The following is a 16,618-nucleotide window of genomic DNA, read 5'->3' as shown; positions in this document are numbered from 1 at the left end:
ATGGGTTATGCGTAGCTACCACAGTACCCGTCCCGGTGGCCCGGCCCGCGGGAGCCTGCCGAGGCCGAGGACGCGCCTGCGTATGATGTGAAAGTCGTCTGGCCGATCCACACTCCCGGGGGTTTCATGAATTCTTGGCTCATTCTCGGAGCGTCAGGGCACGCCAAGAGCCTTGCCTCGGTGATCAGGGGAAGGGGCGACCGGATCGCGGCCGTCAGTGACCGTTCGCTGGTGCCGGCCACGGGTTCCTTCCCCGGGATGGAGGTCTTCCGGAATGCCGATGGCAGCTTGCCGGAGATGTTCGACGACGACGCCGCGGCTTTGGACTTCGCGGCGCGGGAATCGCTTTCGGTCACCATCGGAATCGGAGCCAATGCGGTGCGGGCCCGGATCGCTGCCGCCGTGTCGGCCGACCCGCGATTCGAGGGGCTTACCGGAGCGCTCGTTTCGGCGAGCTCGACCGTGGATTCCACAGCGGTGCTCGGACCGCTGAGCCAGATCTGTGAACATGCCCACATCGGGCCGCTCGCGCAGGTGGGCGAAGCTTCCATCATCAACACCGGTGCAATCGTCGAACACGACTGCCATACCGGGGCGGCTGCACATGTTGCCCCGGGCGCGGTGCTCCTGGGCGCTGCGGCCATAGGCAGCCAGGTGTTCGTCGGCTCGGGAGCCAGGGTGCTTCCAGGGGTCCGCGTCGGCGATCACGCGGTCCTTGGCGCCGGGGCCGTGGCGACCGGCGATTTGGAGGGTGTGGCAACATATGTTGGAGTGCCCGCCCGGCGACTTACCCCTACGAAAGGCCCAGCACATTGACGGATGACCAGCGTCCCGCTTCTGTACGTTTCGGCAGCCACAGCATCGGCCCGGCGGAGGAAATCTTCGTTATCGCGGAAGCCGGCGTGAACCACGACGGCGATGTCGCCGTCGCGCATGAACTCATCGACCTGGCTGCCGACACCGGCGCGAACGCCGTCAAGTTCCAGACCTTCAAGCCGGAGGCACTGGTCACCAGCTCCGCCGGAACCACCCCGTACCAGAAGAAGGCCGGCTTTGCGGAGTCGCAGTCGGAGATGCTGGCGCGCCTGACGCTTCCAGAAGCTGCGTGGAAGGAGCTGCGCGACCACTGCGAGGAACGCGGGATCACTTTCCTCTCCACCCCTTTCGACTATGACAGCGCCCTCATGCTGGCTGAGCTGGGCGTCCCGGGCCTGAAGATCGGTTCCGGCGAGCTGACCAATACGCCGTACCTTTCCGCGATCGCGGAATTCGGGATCCCCATGATCGTTTCCACCGGAATGGGTACGCGCGAAGAAATCGCAGCGGCGCTTGAGGCTACCGCCAAGGCCCCGGCAACCGTGTTGCTGCACTGCGTTTCCGCCTACCCGGCCCCGCTCGAGGAAGCCAACCTGCGTGCCATTCCCGCCCTCCGGGAGGAGTTCGGCGTCGAGGTCGGCTGGTCAGACCACACCCCCGGTGCGGTAACGGCCATTGCCGCCACCGCACTCGGCTCCACGCTGCTGGAAAAGCACATCACCACGGACAAGACCCGCAACGGCCCCGACCACTCGGCGTCCCTGGAGAAGGCGGAGTTCGCCGACTATGTCCGCTCCGTGCGCGAAGCGCACGCCGCCCTCGGCGACGGACGGAAGCGCCGGATGCCGAGCGAAGAAGCCAACGCCTCCCTGGTGCGCCGTTCGTACCACGCTGCGCGCGACATTCCCGCCGGCGCGGTGATCACGGCCGACGACGTTGCGATCCTCCGGCCCGAAGGCGGGCTCGCGCCGTCGGCCCTGGTGATCGGCAAGACTGCGGCCCGGCCTGTGGCTTCCGGCTCGGCACTGCTCGGGGAAGACCTCGCCTGATATGCGGGTACTGGCTTTTGTCGGCACACGGGCTGACCTGTTTCCCCTGGGTCCTGTGCTCCAGGCGCTCGCTGCGGATGACGCCGTCGAACTCCACATCGCCACGGCGATCGGGTTCCCGGACGGTACCGCCCGGGAACGGCTGCTGGAGACGGGCCTGGCGGACGGCAGTTTCACGCACCATGAGGTGGGCCTGTACCTGGGCGAACCGACCGCGGAAAGCCAGGCGCGCACGGGTGCGGAGCTGTCAGCCCGCATGGCTGACCTGGTGGGAAGCGTTGCGCCTGACGCGGTCGTCGTCCTCGGCGACCGCTGGGAACTGCTGTACGTGCTCCCGCCGTTCATCCTCAACGGGGTGCGTCTGATCCACCTGCACGGCGGCGAGGTCACCGAGGGTGCCCTTGACGAACGCGTCCGGCACGCCGTGACCAAGCTTGCCGACCAGCACTGCGTGGCCACGGCCGGCGCCGCACGGCGGGTGGCGCAACTCGGGGAGTCCGCGGACCGGATCCACCAGACCGGCGCTCCCGGCCTGGACCGTTTTGCGGACCCGGTGCCGATGGACGCTGCCGAATTCGAGGCCGAGTTCGGCGTTCCCCTCCAGCAGCCCCTGGTCCTGGTGACCTACCACCCGCCCACCGCTGAGATGCAGGGCAACGCGGGCGAGCTGGCCCGCCAGGTCTTCGAGGAAAGCATCAGCCAGGCAGGAACGGCAATTCTCACGTACCCGGGATTTGATACCGGCCGGGAGGACATCATTGCCGTGCTGAAGGAGATCGAAGCGCAGTCCGTGCCGGGCGTTGTGATCCGCGAAAGCCTCGGTCCGCTCTACCCCCGTGTGATGGCAACGGTCCAGGCCCTGATCGGCAATTCGTCCTCGGGAATCCTCGAAGCAGCGAGCTTCGGAGTGCCGGTCGTCAATGTCGGCGACAGGCAGCGGGGGAGGGAACACGGCGCCAACGTCATTCACTGCCGCGACGAGCGGCAGGATATTCGCGTTAGTATTGGAAAGGCTTTGGGCGAGGAATTCCGCGAGATGAGCCGCCACGTGACCAACCCATACGGGAATTCACATGCTGCCGGGCTCATCGGGAAAGTCGTCGTGGAAAGTCCTGCGACCGGGCTGAGCAAGACATTTGTTGATATAACCGCTGGAGAGCTGAATCTATGACTATTGAGGGCCCCCTGAGCAAGGTCTGCATCGGCCCCGAAGCCACAGTACGGGAAGCTCTGGAAGCGATCGACCGCGGGGCGTCCGCCATAGCTCTGGTGACAAACAACGACGGCGTCCTCCACGGTGTCCTGACCGACGGCGACATCCGCCGTGGCCTTCTCCGCGGTGCCCAGCTCGATTCCAAGGTGCTGCAGTACGCCAACAGCAATCCGCATGTGGTCGGCCGGGATGCCACCCGCGCCTCGGTGCTCGACCTCATGCGCAGCCTGCGCATCAGCGAAGTTCCGGTCGTGGATGACGGCGGAACCCTGGTCGGACTGCACACCCTCACCGACATTGTCGGACGGAAGCCGCTCAAGAACATCGCCGTGATCATGGCCGGCGGAAAGGGCACCCGCCTCGGTGCCCTGACGAAGGACACGCCCAAGCCCCTGATGACCGTCGCGGACCGCACGATCATCGAGTGGATCATCCTTGGGCTGGTGGAATCCGGCATCACCAACATCTATGTTTCGGTGGCCTACCTCGCCGGAAAGATCATGGACCACCTGGGCGACGGATCCCGCCTCGGCTGCAGCATCAAGTACCTTCACGAGGACCCCGAGAAGCCGCTGAACACCGCCGGCGCCCTCGGTCTGCTGCACCACGAGGCCAAGGAAATCAGCGAACCCGTCATTGTCACCAACGCCGACCTCATGGTCCGGTACTCGGCCGCCGAGCTGCTCGCCTTCCACGAGGCGAAGGGTGCCGCGGTGACGGTCGCGGCCCGGCCGTACACGCACCAGGTTCCCTTCGGCGTCCTTGAGATCGGGGATGACCGCTCCATCAGTTCCGTGGTGGAGAAACCCACCGTTGAATTCGAAATCAGCACCGGAATCTACGCGGTGTCTCCCGAAGCCTTGGCGATGGTTCCCTACATGGAGCCGTACTCCATGCCCGAACTTGTCAAAGCCTGCATTGACGAGTCCAAAACCGTGGCCGCCTGGCCCATTGACTCGGACTGGATCGACGTCGGCACTCCCAAAGACCTAGCAACAGCGAAAGGCCAGTGATAACCATGAATTACGAAGACATTAAAGGCAAGACAGTGGTTGTCACGGGTGCCGATGGCTTCATCGGCAGCCACGTCACCCAGCGCTTGATCGCAGAAGGCGCCAACGTCCGCGCCCTGTGCGTCTACAACTCGAACGGCTCCTACGGCTGGCTTGACGACCTCAGCCCCGAAGAGCGCGACGCCGTCGACCTGCAGCTCGGCGACATCCGCGATGCCGAATTCGTGTCCGACCTCGTCAAGGGCTCCGACGTCGTCCTCCACCTCGCGGCTCTTATTGCGATCCCGTACTCCTACCAGGCTCCCCGTTCCTACGTGGAGACCAATGTCGTGGGCACCTTGAACGTCCTCGAAGGCGTGCGCCGCCACGATGTTCCGCGGCTCGTCAACACCTCCACCTCCGAGGTGTACGGCACCCCGAAGACCGTTCCGATCACGATCGACAATGAGCTGCGCGGACAGTCCCCGTACAGCGCCACCAAGATCGCCGCGGACAAGCTCTGCGAAGCCTGGGCCAGCTCCTTCCAGACCCCGGTGGTCGTACTGCGCCCGTTCAACACCTACGGTCCCCGCCAGTCCGCCCGTGCCGTCATCCCCACGGTGCTCCAGCAGATGATCGCCGGCGCCGAGAAGATCCACCTCGGATCCCTCACCCCGCGCCGCGACTTCACCTTCGTCACGGACACCGCAGACGGCTTCTTCAAGGCCGCGACCGCGCAGATCCCGCTGGAAGGCCAGGTCATCCAGCTCGGTACGGGCTACGACGTGAGCATCGGCGAGCTGGTCGAGATGGCCGCCAAGGTCACCGGTTCCAACGCGGAGATCATCACGGAAGACATCCGCGTCCGCCCCGAAGCCAGCGAAGTGATGCACCTGCTGTCCGATCCTTCCCAGGCACTCGCCGAACTCGGCTGGGCTCCGCAGGTCGACCTTGAAGAAGGCCTGCGCCGGACCGCCGAATGGATCGAAGCCCGTGGCGTAGACGCCGCCGCTGCCGCCAAGTACGCCCGCTAAGACGCCAGAAAGGCACCCTGTGTCGCGAGTACCCCTTGCCATTCCGAATATCGGTGAGCGCGAAGCTGCCCTGATGAACGAAGCCATCAGCAGCGGCTTCGTCTCCTCGGTCGGACACTTCGTCAGTGACTTCGAGAAGCGTTTTGCCGAGTATGTCGGTGCGAAGTACGCCGTGGCGTGCGCTTCCGGTACGGCGGCGCTGCACATCGCGATGCGGTTGGCGGACATCCAGCCTGGCGACATGGTGGCAGTTTCCGACTTCACCTTCATGGCCAGCTCCAATGCGGCGTCCTACCAGTTTGCCGAGCTGCTGCTGGTGGACTCGGATGCCGAGTCCTGGTGCATGGATGTCCCGAAGCTGCGTGCCGAGCTTGAACGGCGGAAGGCTTCCGGCGAGAAGCTGCCCAAGGCGATCGAGATTGTCCACATCCTCGGCCAGCCCGCGGACGCGGCTGCCGCCGTCGAGCTTGCCCGCGACTACGGCATGGTCGTGATTGAGGATGCCGCGGAAGCACTGGGTGCCACCTGGACGTCCGGCCCGCTGGCCGGCCGCCACGTCGGTACCGTCGGCGACATGGGTGCGTTCTCCTTCAACGGAAACAAGATCATGACCACCGGCGGCGGCGGCATGTTCACCACCAACGACGAGGAACTGGCCCGCCGTGCCAAGCACCTCTCCACACAGGCCCGCCAGCCTGACCGCGGCTACCTGCATGACGAGATCGGCTTCAACTACCGGTTGACGAACATCGCGGCTGCCCTGGGTGTGGCCCAGCTCGAACGCCTGGATGGCTTCGTTGCCGCCAAGCGCGCCATCGCCAAGCGTTACAACGATGCTTTCGCCGGTACGGAAATCCAGACACCTCCGAACCTGCCGGGCCAGGAATCCACCTACTGGCTCTACTCGGTCCAGGTGCCTGCATCCCGCGGGGCCAGCGCCAGAGACGAGCTCCAGGACTTCCTCGCCGAAGCCAACATCGAGTCCCGTTCGCTGTGGCGCCCGCTGCACATGCAGCCGCCGCTGAAGGACGAGGCCCGGGTTGGCGGAAGCGTGGGCGAGGACCTCTTCGCGCGGGGCCTGTCCCTGCCGTGTTCCACGGACCTCACGCCCGAAGACCAGCAGCGGGTCATCGACCGTGTCCTCGAGTGGCTTGCCCTCACCGGTGAGTAATACAGCGCCCGACGACGGCCACACCGCGGCGGGCGCGACGCACAACACGGGGCGGAACTCGCTTCTGTACCTTGCCGGGGCCCTGATGCAGGGCCTCGGCATCTTCATCGTGCAGCCCTTCGCCCTGCGGTTGCTGAACAGCGACAGCAAGTGGCAGGAGCTCTTCCTCTCCGTTTCGGTGATCCAGGTAGGCGTCGTCCTGGCATCAGCCGGCCTGCCGTTGGCGATCACCAAGGCCTGGTTCGAACCCGGGGGGCAGGCCAAGGCGCGCGCCATCAGCGGCTTCCTCAGTCTTGGCGGACTCCTCCTGGGAGTGCTGGCGGCACTTGCGTACGGCGCCGTGACTGTCTGGCGTGGGCCTTTCAGCTTCATGATCGCGCTGGTGGCGATGGGCCTCCAAGCCTCTGTCCTGGCGGCCCAGGCCATCCTCCGGGCCCAAGGGCGCCCCGTCATGTTCGTCGCTCTTAGCCTGTGCTCCTCCATGGCAGCCTACGTGGGCGGCCTCCTGGCGATGCTCCTCTTCGGGGCCGAAGCCGTCGTCTTCATGTCGGGCTACGGCGTCCTTGTTCTGCTCAGCTCCATCCTGTCCTTGCTGCTGGCCAGGCCGTCCTCGCCGGCCGCGCACAAGGGAGCCTTGCGCGAGGCCGTGGCCATTGGCCTGCCGGCGCTGCCGCATACAGGTGCCCTGATGTTGTTGACCCAGGGTGCCCCGTTCCTCCTGGCGGTGCTTGCCGCCGAGGGCGTCTCGGGCGACTACGGCAAGGTGCAGGTTTTCATCCTCGGTACCGTGACTTTGCTGGGCGCGCTGAACAATGCCTGGGTCCCGGCCCTGATGTCAGTCCGCGGCCAGGACCGTGTGCTCCGGATGCGTTCGACGATGACCACGGCAAGCTTCGCCGGTCTCGCCATCGTGGTTGTTGCCGCTGCCGGTGCGAACCTGGTGGTGCACCTCATGGCCGGCGGCAAGGAAAGCCTCATTCCGGTGGCACAGATCATGCCCCTGGCTGCCATGGGGTACGTGCTCTACTTGAACGCCTCCACTCTGTTGTTCGCGGACAATGCCACCTGGTGGTTGTCGGTGGTGACGCCGGCGGTGCTGGTGTTTTCCGCTGCCTTGGCCTTTTGGCCCGCGTCTTCGGGGAACCTGCTTGGCGTTGCGGGAAGCTCCGCAGTGTCCTTCCTCATCCTGGGCCTGGCCTATTTCGCCGTTGCCAGGAAGCGGGCCGCTGGTGGTTGGGCGCCGGGCACCTACCTGGCATGTTGTGCGGGAGCAGCGGTGTACGTCGGCATTCTGCTGTTGGTGCCCACGGATCTTGTCTCTGGCCTTATTACGGTTGCGGGTGTCGGCGTGCTCGGCCTGGCGGGCTTGGCTGCATGGCGGTTCAGGAAAGCCCGGACCGCGATGACTGCCGGAGCCTAGCCTTCATCGCTCCTGCGATAGGATCTCCGTTGGTGGAATTCCAGGTGTAGTGCCGTCCCGGGCGGCCGGTCCCCGGAGGTTTCACCGAGCGCCTGCCCCGTTCCGCCTCCCCGGACCCTCGTGGCTTGCAGGCAAATGGGGACAACAAAGCGAGGAAACTTCCGTGTTCAATTCCGTGCGTGGCCCTGCGTGGGGGAGGCCTGCTGGCTGGATCCACTCCATTCTGGCGCTCCTGTTCGCGGGAGCTGCCTTGGCGATGGGGCCGGGAGTCGTGTGGGGTGACTCCGTCCAGTACATCAGGATCGCCCATGAGTTGCGGGGCGAGCCTGCGGACGAGGCATGGAGGGCCGCCTACCTTGAGTTCTGCCTGAACCCGTCCATCCCGTACAGAGGGTCGGTGGAAAACTGCCTCAGTACGACCATGGCGGGCCACGGGCCCGTGATCGGCTACATTGACAGGAATCCGCAGTACCAGGAGATCTTCAGCCCCCGCATCGGCTATCCCCTGGTATCCCTGCCTTTCATGGAGCTGTTCGGGGACCGGGCCGGGCTGTGGCTTGTCGCTGTCTTCTCGACGGCGATTTCCGGGCTTCTGGTCGCACGCCTGGCCGCGCTTGCCTACCTTCCGTTGGTGCCTGCTGCTGTTACGCAGGCCGCGTTCTACCTTCTTCCGGTGAGCCTGCCGCACGGAGTGGCCCTGCTGGCAGAAGCGCCGACCTTGCTATCTTCACTCGTCATGGCAGTCGGCCTGGCACATGTCCTGAACGGAGCACGGCGCCGGGGCGCCGTTCTGGCCGCGACAGGCCTGGGACTGGTCTTCTTCTTCAAGTACTCGTCCACCATGCTGCTGTGCCTGAGTTTCCTGCTGACGTGCCTTGGCTTGTTCCTGTTCAAGGAATACAGGCGGCTGGCTCCGTTGCGTGCAGCAACGGCAATTAGCCTGGCCTGTGTGCTGGCGAGCATCCTGATCAACTCAGTCCTGGGCCTTCCGGGCTTCCACCACAGCCTCCAGGACACGTTCACCGACCACTTCCGGTTCCCGCCTGTCAGCGACCCCATACAGCGCTTGATCGCGTTGGAGGGTGAGTTCCTGGTGGCTTTCCTCGCTGCAATCCCGGCAAATGCGGTCTACCTGCTCGCCTTCGCCGCGGCATGTGCCGGCATGGTGCTGGCCAAGCGACGCGGCTTGCTACGGCCGTCCGGCTGGGTGGCTACGGGCCTGTCACTGTACGGCATCCTTAGCGTCGTGGCGCATCCGGTCTACAGCCAGTCGGACAGGCTCGGATCCAGCGTGTGGGTGGGCGCCGCCGTCGGGCTCGGCATGCTCGCCTTCGCGCTGCGGCAGCGTTCCGCGCGGAACGCCGCCCGCGCGGAAACCGGGCCACGGCCTCAGGAATAGGTGACTTTGACCCCGCTGGAACTCCACGTCATGGTCCCGCCCTGGAACGCGACCGTGCGGTAGCCGAGCGCGGCAACCGCGGCTGCCTTCGGGTAGCCGAGGCGGCCCATCTGCCAGCCGGCCTGGCGCCACGCCTCACGGTAAGGCTCAGTGACGGCGTGTGCGCCCGTGGCGGAGGTCCAATAGACGTTGCCCTTGGCGAAGGACTGGTAGCATCCGCCTCCGTAGAGACCGCACCTTACAGGCCCGGTCGGGTATCCGATGCTTGCCTGGAAGCCCGCGGCCTTCCATGCGTTCCAGTAGGCCCCGGTGACTGCATGTGCTCCGGTGGTGGCGGTGCGGTAGATGTTGCCCTTGGTGAAGGGCTGGTAGCAGCCGCCGCCGTACAGGCCGCAGGTGATGTTTCCCTTCGGATAACCCAGGCCCTGCTGCCAGTTGGCTTCCTTCCAGCCGGCCATGTATGCCTTGTTGACCGCAAATGTTCCGACATTGGGCGTGCGGTAGATGTTTCCGCCCTGGAAAGTCTGGTGGCAGGTGGTGCTGGCCGCGCTGCCGTAGGGGCAGGTCACCTTGCCTGTCGGGTAGCCAATGGCTGCCTGCCAGCCGGCCTCGCCCCAGGCGTCCCAGAAGACGCCGGTGACGGCGTGGGCGCCGGTGGCAGAGGTCCAGTACACGTTGCCGTTGGCGAACGGCTGATAGCAGCCTCCACCATACAGGCCGCAGCTCACCGGCCCGGTGGGGTAACCGATTCCGGTTTGGAACCCGGCCGCACCCCACGCGTTCCAGTAGGCCCCGGTGACGGCGTGGGCGCCGGTGGCAGAGGTCCAGTAGATGTTGCCCTTGGTAAAGGGCTGGTAGCAACCGCCGCCGGGCAGCCCGCAGCTGACGTTGCCCTTGGGGTAGCCAAGCCCCTGCTGCCAGTTCGCTTCCTTCCAGCCGGACATGTAACGGGCCGTGACGGCGAAGGTTCCGACGTTAGGCGTCCTGTAGATGTTTCCGCCTTGGAAAGCCTGGTAGCAGGTGGTGCTGCTCGGGCTTCCATACGGGCAGCTCACGTCGCCGGTCGGGTAGCCGATTCCGGGCTGCCAACCGGCCTCGCCCCACGCGGTCCAGAATGTGCCGGTCACCGGATGCGCGCCGGTCGCCGGGTTCCAGTAGATGTTTCCGTTCGCGTAAGCGCGGTAACACCCGCCGTTGACCAGGCCGCAGATGTCCGCGGTCGACTTGGCGGCACCGAGAGGACCGCCGGCTCCTCCGCTCGCGATCCATTTGTTGTAAATCGCGCCGCGCGAATCGTCGCGGCTCTTTGCGAAGAGCTGAAGCTGGGATGCCGAACCGTTCCAGATGTTGGAATCTCCCTGGAAGGGGCCCGTGCTGCTGTACTGCCAAAGGCTGAATGTCTGCCAGCTGGCCGGCAGCGTGCCGGGGGAGTTGCTCTTGGACGACGGGTACGCCGCGATCCACAGCGGGTAGTTCGAGAAGGCTGCAGAGTTGCCGGTGCAGCGCTGCCACCAGTCGGTGGTCGAGTAGATGACGGGGTAGCGGCCGGTGAGGGACCAGACCGTGTTCCCGAAGTCGGAAATCCACTTCACCATCTGCGCGGCGCTCAAGTCGTAGCAGACGTTTCCGAAGTAGAAGCCGTTGATGGTCCGGCCTTCGTAGGGGTTGTATTCGATGTCGAGGACCGGCGGCAGCGTATAACCGTCGCCGCTCCAGCCACCGCCGTTGGCTACGAAGTACCGCGCCTGGTCGGCGGCGGATGACCAATTGGGGATAGCGAAATGGTAGGCGCCCCGGATCATCCCTACGTTGCGGGAACCGTTGTACTGCTGGGCAAAGTTTTCGTTGACGTAGTAATTGCCCTCACTGGCTTTGACGTAAGCGAAGCGCGAGCCTTGCCTCCACTGGGAAGCCCAGTCGACGTTTCCCTGGTGCCCGCTGACATCCTGGCCGTGTACGCCGTAGTCCGGGCGCCAGTGTCCCGGGTCTGTTGCCATGGGAAGGACTCCAGGGACCGCGCGTGATCCGAGGGGAGCGGAACCGGCAGGCTTCCTTGCCGCGGTGAGCTTTTCCTGGATGACGCGGGGGGAACGCTGTCCCATCTCGGCGCCACCTTTGGGGATGGCCGCGCGCATGGCGTCCTTCATCGCCTGGGCGTCCGGGCCGCCTCCCGTGGCCGGCATCGCGGGCATCGGGACTGCCGGAACGTCCGCGGGGCCTGCAGCCATGTCCGCGGGAACGGTGGAGCTCTCTCCCTGCGCATGCCCGACGGCGGTCCCTCCTGCGGCTGCAGCCGCGTCGGCGGCCGGGGGAAAGTCAGCGGGCAAAGACTGGGCGTTTGCCGGAACCGTCGACGGCAACGCCAGCCCAAGCAGAAGGGCCAGTACGGTTCCGGTTTTCACGAGGGAACTCTTGGAAGCAGCAGGGGAGGTCTTCTTCATTCCTTGTTCCGGCTCGACGCCGCTCCACCGGGAGCCTCTCTTCGTAGCGTCGACTGCGCGCACAGTGCCAGGTTCCGTGCAGCGCATCAATAAGGCCGGCTCCTAACCGGGACACCATAACATTTGCGTGTCTGGAGTGGCCAGTGGTACTGGAGTGTCCAACGTGACCCGGCGCGCCGTAGTTATCCACAAGCCGGCGACTTTGACTTGGCGGGCTGCGGTACAGTCCCTAGCCTTGAACCCGTTGAACGTTATCTCCCTTGCCAGAGGGAGCGCTGTATTGGGGAGAAAAGATGGATGCCGTACGCATCGTCGAAGACGAAGTCCGGGAGCTGATCCGGCGGCGTGGCCTCGACCCCCTGAAACAGGCCGTGGAAGTGCACCGCTTGGTCGAAGCCGCGGTCACCGACTATGACGCCCGGTCCCTGATCGCTCCGTTGCCCCCGATCGGCCATCTTGAAACCGCACGGAAGCAGGTCTTCGACGCCGTGGCAGGTTTCGGCCCGCTGCAGCCTTACTTGGATGATCCCACGATCGAAGAAATCTGGATCAACTCGCCCAACGAGGTCTACGTGGCCCGCAACGGCGAATCGGAACTCACATCCACGAGCCTCAGCGAGCAGCAGGTCCGGGACCTGGTGGAACGGATGCTCAAGAGCTCGGGGCGGCGTCTTGACCTCTCTTCGCCCTTCGTGGACGCTGCCCTGCCGGACGGATCCCGCCTGCACGTGGTGATCCCGGACATCACCCGCCGCCACTGGGCCGTGAACATCCGTAAGTTCGTCGTCAAGGCGAGCCGCCTTGAACACCTCGTGGAACTCGGCACCCTGACGCCGCAGTCCGCCCGTTTCCTGGGTGCCGCTGTTGCGAGCGGCCTGAACATCCTGGTCTCGGGAGCAACCCAGGCCGGAAAAACCACCATGCTGAACTGCCTGGCCGCCAACATCGGCTCGCGGGAGCGTGTCATCACGGTGGAGGAAATCTTCGAACTGCAGTTCCCGCTGCGGGACGTCGTTTCCTTGCAGTGCCGGCAGCCGAACCTCGAAGGCCAGGGGGAAATCCCGTTGCGGCGCCTCGTCAAGGAAGCGCTCCGCATGCGTCCGGACCGGCTCGTTGTCGGTGAAGTCCGTGAAGCCGAGAGCCTGGACATGCTCATCGCCCTCAACTCCGGCCTTCCCGGCATGTGCACGGTCCACGCGAACTCCGCGCACGATGCCGTCACCAAGATCTGCACCCTGCCGCTGCTCGCGGGGGAGAACATTTCCAGCGCCTTCGTGGTGCCCACGGTGGCGTCCTGCATCGACCTGGTGGTCCACTGCAACCGCAACGCCAACGGCCGCCGGCAGGTGATGGAAATCCTCTCGCTGGGCAAGCGGGTGGAGAACGGGATCATCGAGTCGTCCCCGGTCTTCTCGATGCAGGACGGCCAACTGCTTCCCCGGGCGAATGCCATGCCCTCGCCGGAGAAGTTCTCCCGGGCCGGCTTCGATGTCGCCGCGCTGCTGGGGGCCCGGTGACGGCGCCCCTCCTCGGCATCCTGTGCGGACTGGGTGTCTTCCTCATCTGGTGGTCCGCGTGGGAACAGCCGCCCGCCGTCGTGCGCGAAAAGAAGCCGGGAAAGCTGGAGACGCTGCTGCTGACGGCGGGAATCGAAAAGGTCAGTTCAGCCGGCCTCATCGCCTCTTGCGTCGGGCTGGGCCTGTTCGTGGTCCTGGTGATTTTCGTGGTGACGGGCTCGCTGCCGATCGCCACCTGCTTTGGCCTTTTCGGCGCCTGGCTGCCGTTTGCCGTGGTGCGTTGGAGGGCCCGACGCCGCACTGCCGTGCTCCGCGAGCTGTGGCCCGACGTCGTTGACCACCTCCGTTCGGCGATCCGCGCCGGCCTGCCGCTCCCGGAAGCGCTGATCCAGCTTGGGCACAAAGGCCCGGAAGAGCTGCGCGGCCTGTTCCTGGACTTCGGGGCGGACTACCGGGCCGGCGGACAGTTCGACGCCGCACTGAACCGTTTGAAGGACCGCCTGGCCGATCCCGTAGCGGACCGGATTGTCGAGGCTTTGCGGATGACCCGCGATGTGGGCGGTTCCGATCTCGGACGGCTCCTGGGCACCCTGGGCGAGTTCCTGCGCGAGAGCGCCCGCACCCGCAGCGAGCTGGAAGCCCGCCAGTCCTGGACCATCAACGCGGCCCGCCTTGCCGTAGCTGCACCATGGATCGTGCTCATGCTGCTGGCAAGCCGGCCCGAGGCAATCGCCGCCTACAACACCCCCGTTGGCGTCGCGGTACTTCTGGGCGGCCTGGTGATTTCTGCCTTCTGCTACTCGGTCATGCTGCGGATCGGTGCCCTTCCGGAAGACGAGAGGGTGCTTCGATGAACAGCCTGGCAGCACTGTCCGTTCTGTGCGGGCTCCTCCTCGGCGCCGGTCTCTGGCTGGTCCTTGTGCGCATGCCATTCATGCGTGCCACACCGTTCGCGGACCGCATCGAGCCGCAGCTGAGGTCGCACAACCTTGAATCCACCTTGCTGCGGCACTCCGAACACAACCTCACTCCCTTCGGACCGTTGGAACGGATCCTCCGCCCGATCGTGCAGGACGGCCTGCACTACCTGGCGAAGTTCAACTTCGGGACCACGGCCCTGAACAAGAGGCTTGCCCAGGCCGGCTCCGGAAAGACCGCCCTCGATTTCCGCGCAGAACAGTTGCTGTGGGCGGCTGGAGGATTCGTCCTTGCCATTGTCCTGGCCGTCTTCAGTGCCACGGCTGGGCGCTTCAACCTGGTACTTGCCCTGGTGTCTGTACTGGGAGCAACGCTGGGCGGCTTCCTGTTCAGGGACTACCTGCTTGGCGTCCAGATCAAGCGGCGCGAAGCCCGCATGCTCGCCGAATTCCCGAGCCTCGCCGAACTCATGGCCCTGGCCGTGGGCGCCGGTGAAAGCGCAGTCGGCGCGCTGGACCGGGTCTGCCGGACCGCACGGGGCGAACTGGCGAAGGAATTCTCCCTGGTTCTTGCTGCCACCCGGGCCGGGAAACCCCTGGTGGAGGCCCTCCAGGATTTCTCCGCCCGCACTGAGCTCGGCGCCCTGGTCCGCTTTGTCGATGGCATGGTGGTGGCCGTGGAACGCGGAACACCGTTGGCGGACGTGCTCCGCGCCCAGGCCTCGGACGTTCGCGACACCGCCAAACGGGAACTTATGGAATCGGCGGGCCGCAAGGAGATCGGCATGATGGTTCCCCTCGTTTTCGGCGTCCTGCCGCTCACGGTCGTATTTGCCGTCTTTCCGGGCGTCGCCGCGCTCAACCTGGGGTTCTGATGCACCCCGCAAAACAACCATTTGTACCTAATGATCCGCAGGAAGAAACGGGATTGACCATGACAACTCACCAGCTCCGGCGCCTCCCGATGGTTGCCTTTTGCTACCTTTCGTCGACGCTGGAAGGCGTCACCTCGCGCTGCGCCCGCCGCTTGGCTTCCGACGGCGGCACGTCCGAACGCGGAGACGTTCCGGGCTGGGTGATGATCACCCTCATGTCGGCTGCCCTGGTTGCCGGGCTGCTGGCGCTTGCCGCCCCCGCGCTGGAAGGCCTGTTCAACAGCGCCATCTCCAAAGTGAAGTAGCGTGCTGCCGGACACCAGGGCGGATGCAGCGCATCCTGACACCCGCGACAGCGAGCGGGGCGCCGCCGTCGTCGATTTCGTCCTGGTCGGCAGCCTGCTCACTTTGCTTTTCCTCGCGATCATCCAGCTCACGCTCGTGTTGCATGTCCGCAACACCCTGATCGACGCCGCGTCTTCCGGCGCGCGGTACGGCACCCTCGCGGACCGCACCCCTGCGCATGCGCGGCAACGTGCCGCTGAACTCATCGGAACGGCGTTGAACGCCGACTACGCGCGGGACATCTCGACGTCGGAGGTCGAGTTCCAAGGCATCCGCACCTTGGAGGTCACCATCAAAGCTCCGCTCCCCGTCGTGGGAATGTTCGGTGTGCCCGTTTCCGTGCTGGAGGTGAAGGGCCATGCCGCGCTTGCCGGCTGAGCTGCGCCGCCGCTTCGCTTCACGGTTCCGGGTGGCACTTTGCCGTCCCGCACCCGGTGAGGTCCGCACATCGGAGCAGGACCCCGAGCAGGGGAGCGCCGTCGTCGAATTCACTTTCCTCGCGCTGCTGCTGATGGTTCCCTTGGTGTACTTCATCGTGACGGTCGGACAGCTGCAGGGCGGCGCCTTCGCCGTGGTCGGAGCCGCAGACCAAGCGGCGAAGGTCTTCGTTGCCCAGGAAGACGCCGGCCGCGCACGCCTGGCCGCGGAACGGGCCGCTTCCTTGACCTTGGCCGACTACGGCCATCCCGCTGAGCGCGCGACGGTCAGGATCAGCTGCGACCGGGCCGACTGCATGTCCGCGGGTGCCACTGTCACCGTGGCAGTCGACCTCACGGTCCCGCTGCCCATGGTGCCGTTCGGCGATGCGCTGCGCCTCGACGCCGGACACCTGAACGCCTCGGCATCCCAGGTCGTCGGGAGGTTCCGGTGAACCTTGAGGCTCCGGTGAACGGAGAGCCCTTGGCAGAACAGGATGATCCGGAGCGCGGCCAGACCATGGTGCTGATCATCGGGTTCACGCTCGTTGCGCTGCTCCTGGCAAGCGTTGTTGCGGCAGTGTCGGCCGTGTACATCGAACACAAGAAGCTTCTCTCGATGGCCGACGGCGCCTCCGTGGCCGCCGCCGACAGCTACACCCTGGGCGGGACGAGCGAAGGATCCAGCAGGCCTGCCGCTGTACTCACCAGCGAACGGGTCCGCAGCGTGACGGAGTCCTACCTCTCCCGGAACAACGCGTACGGGCGCTTCGACCGGCTGGCTGTCGCCGGTGCCACGGGCAGCCGGGATTCCTCCTCCGCCGATGTCATCCTCACCGCCGTGGCGCATCCGCCGATCGTCAGCTTCCTGCTTCCGGACGGCATACCCATCGAGGCGCGGTCCACGGCGCGGTCCCGCCTCACCCGCTGACGCCCGCCTGCATTGAGGTGAGCCCCGCGTCATGCGGCAGCACGGCACACCGTGCGGCCCCGCGGATGGCGTAGGCTTGAAC

At 65.7% G+C, this 16,618-nt stretch carries 16 protein-coding genes; 15 read left to right on the top strand and 1 reads right to left on the bottom strand.

What is annotated here, in order from left to right; all coding sequences use genetic code 11:
- Positions 1-126: 126 nt before the first annotated feature.
- The 8 genes from BIU82_RS01860 to BIU82_RS01825 all read left to right on the top strand — a co-directional run bounded on the left by BIU82_RS01860 (position 127) and on the right by BIU82_RS01825 (position 9,094).
- Positions 127-816 (top strand): hypothetical protein, encoded by a 690-nt coding sequence (locus BIU82_RS01860; protein ID WP_070347991.1) that lies wholly within the window; start codon positions 127-129, stop codon positions 814-816.
- Positions 813-1,865 (top strand): N-acetylneuraminate synthase family protein, encoded by a 1,053-nt coding sequence (locus BIU82_RS01855; protein ID WP_253182641.1) that lies wholly within the window; start codon positions 813-815, stop codon positions 1,863-1,865. Before BIU82_RS01860 ends, BIU82_RS01855 begins: the two co-directional genes overlap by 4 nt.
- A gap of 1 nt (position 1,866) precedes the next feature.
- Complete coding sequence (gene neuC / locus BIU82_RS01850) at positions 1,867-3,036, top strand: UDP-N-acetylglucosamine 2-epimerase (RefSeq protein WP_070347735.1); 1,170 nt, start codon at positions 1,867-1,869, stop codon at positions 3,034-3,036.
- Positions 3,033-4,091 (top strand): sugar phosphate nucleotidyltransferase, encoded by a 1,059-nt coding sequence (locus BIU82_RS01845; protein WP_070347734.1) that lies wholly within the window; start codon positions 3,033-3,035, stop codon positions 4,089-4,091. The genes neuC and BIU82_RS01845 overlap by 4 nt, the downstream gene beginning before the upstream one ends.
- A 5-nt stretch (positions 4,092-4,096) precedes the next feature.
- Positions 4,097-5,104, top strand: coding sequence for an SDR family NAD(P)-dependent oxidoreductase (locus BIU82_RS01840; protein ID WP_070347733.1), 1,008 nt, complete (start codon positions 4,097-4,099; stop codon positions 5,102-5,104).
- Between the two features lie 19 nt (positions 5,105-5,123).
- The gene (locus BIU82_RS01835) at positions 5,124-6,275 is read left to right on the top strand and encodes an aminotransferase class I/II-fold pyridoxal phosphate-dependent enzyme (RefSeq protein ID WP_070347732.1); all 1,152 of its coding nucleotides are present in this window, start codon (positions 5,124-5,126) and stop codon (positions 6,273-6,275) included.
- Positions 6,268-7,695: a hypothetical protein gene (locus BIU82_RS01830; RefSeq protein ID WP_139146460.1), complete on the top strand. Its 1,428-nt coding sequence runs from the start codon at positions 6,268-6,270 to the stop codon at positions 7,693-7,695. Before BIU82_RS01835 ends, BIU82_RS01830 begins: the two co-directional genes overlap by 8 nt.
- Before the next feature lie 163 nt (positions 7,696-7,858).
- Positions 7,859-9,094, top strand: a complete 1,236-nt coding sequence (locus BIU82_RS01825) for a hypothetical protein (RefSeq protein ID WP_139146459.1) — start codon at positions 7,859-7,861, stop codon at positions 9,092-9,094.
- On the opposite strand, the gene BIU82_RS01820 is transcribed toward BIU82_RS01825, so the two are convergent.
- Positions 9,085-11,496 (bottom strand): GH25 family lysozyme, encoded by a 2,412-nt coding sequence (locus BIU82_RS01820; protein ID WP_253182639.1) that lies wholly within the window; start codon positions 11,494-11,496, stop codon positions 9,085-9,087. The genes BIU82_RS01825 and BIU82_RS01820 overlap by 10 nt on opposite strands.
- Positions 11,497-11,828: 332 nt before the next feature.
- On the opposite strand from BIU82_RS01820, the gene BIU82_RS01815 reads away from it, so the two are divergent.
- The 7 genes from BIU82_RS01815 to BIU82_RS01785 are packed head-to-tail and all read left to right on the top strand — an operon-like array spanning position 11,829 to position 16,536.
- The gene (locus tag BIU82_RS01815) at positions 11,829-13,052 is read left to right on the top strand and encodes an ATPase, T2SS/T4P/T4SS family (RefSeq protein WP_070347728.1); all 1,224 of its coding nucleotides are present in this window, start codon (positions 11,829-11,831) and stop codon (positions 13,050-13,052) included.
- Positions 13,049-13,906 (top strand): type II secretion system F family protein, encoded by an 858-nt coding sequence (locus tag BIU82_RS01810; RefSeq protein ID WP_070347727.1) that lies wholly within the window; start codon positions 13,049-13,051, stop codon positions 13,904-13,906. Before BIU82_RS01815 ends, BIU82_RS01810 begins: the two co-directional genes overlap by 4 nt.
- Positions 13,903-14,844 carry a type II secretion system F family protein gene (locus BIU82_RS01805; protein ID WP_070347726.1) on the top strand — a complete coding sequence of 314 codons (942 nt, stop codon included), beginning with the start codon at positions 13,903-13,905 and terminating at the stop codon, positions 14,842-14,844. The genes BIU82_RS01810 and BIU82_RS01805 overlap by 4 nt, the downstream gene beginning before the upstream one ends.
- Before the next feature lie 59 nt (positions 14,845-14,903).
- Complete coding sequence (locus tag BIU82_RS01800) at positions 14,904-15,149, top strand: hypothetical protein (protein ID WP_253182638.1); 246 nt, start codon at positions 14,904-14,906, stop codon at positions 15,147-15,149.
- A 1-nt stretch (position 15,150) separates the two neighbouring features.
- The gene (locus BIU82_RS01795; protein WP_070347725.1) at positions 15,151-15,567 is read left to right on the top strand and encodes a TadE family protein; all 417 of its coding nucleotides are present in this window, start codon (positions 15,151-15,153) and stop codon (positions 15,565-15,567) included.
- Positions 15,548-16,060, top strand: a complete 513-nt coding sequence (locus BIU82_RS01790; protein ID WP_074466392.1) for a hypothetical protein — start codon at positions 15,548-15,550, stop codon at positions 16,058-16,060. The genes BIU82_RS01795 and BIU82_RS01790 overlap by 20 nt, the downstream gene beginning before the upstream one ends.
- A gap of 29 nt (positions 16,061-16,089) precedes the next feature.
- The gene (locus BIU82_RS01785) at positions 16,090-16,536 is read left to right on the top strand and encodes a pilus assembly protein TadG-related protein (protein WP_253182637.1); all 447 of its coding nucleotides are present in this window, start codon (positions 16,090-16,092) and stop codon (positions 16,534-16,536) included.
- Positions 16,537-16,618 lie beyond the last annotated feature (82 nt).

It is taken from the genome of Arthrobacter sp. SW1 (assembly GCF_001766675.1).
In the GTDB taxonomy this organism is placed as follows: Bacteria; Actinomycetota; Actinomycetes; order Actinomycetales; family Micrococcaceae; genus Arthrobacter.
The sequence above is the reverse complement of the archived record's forward strand: the minus strand, read 5'-3'. Positions and strand labels throughout refer to the sequence as shown.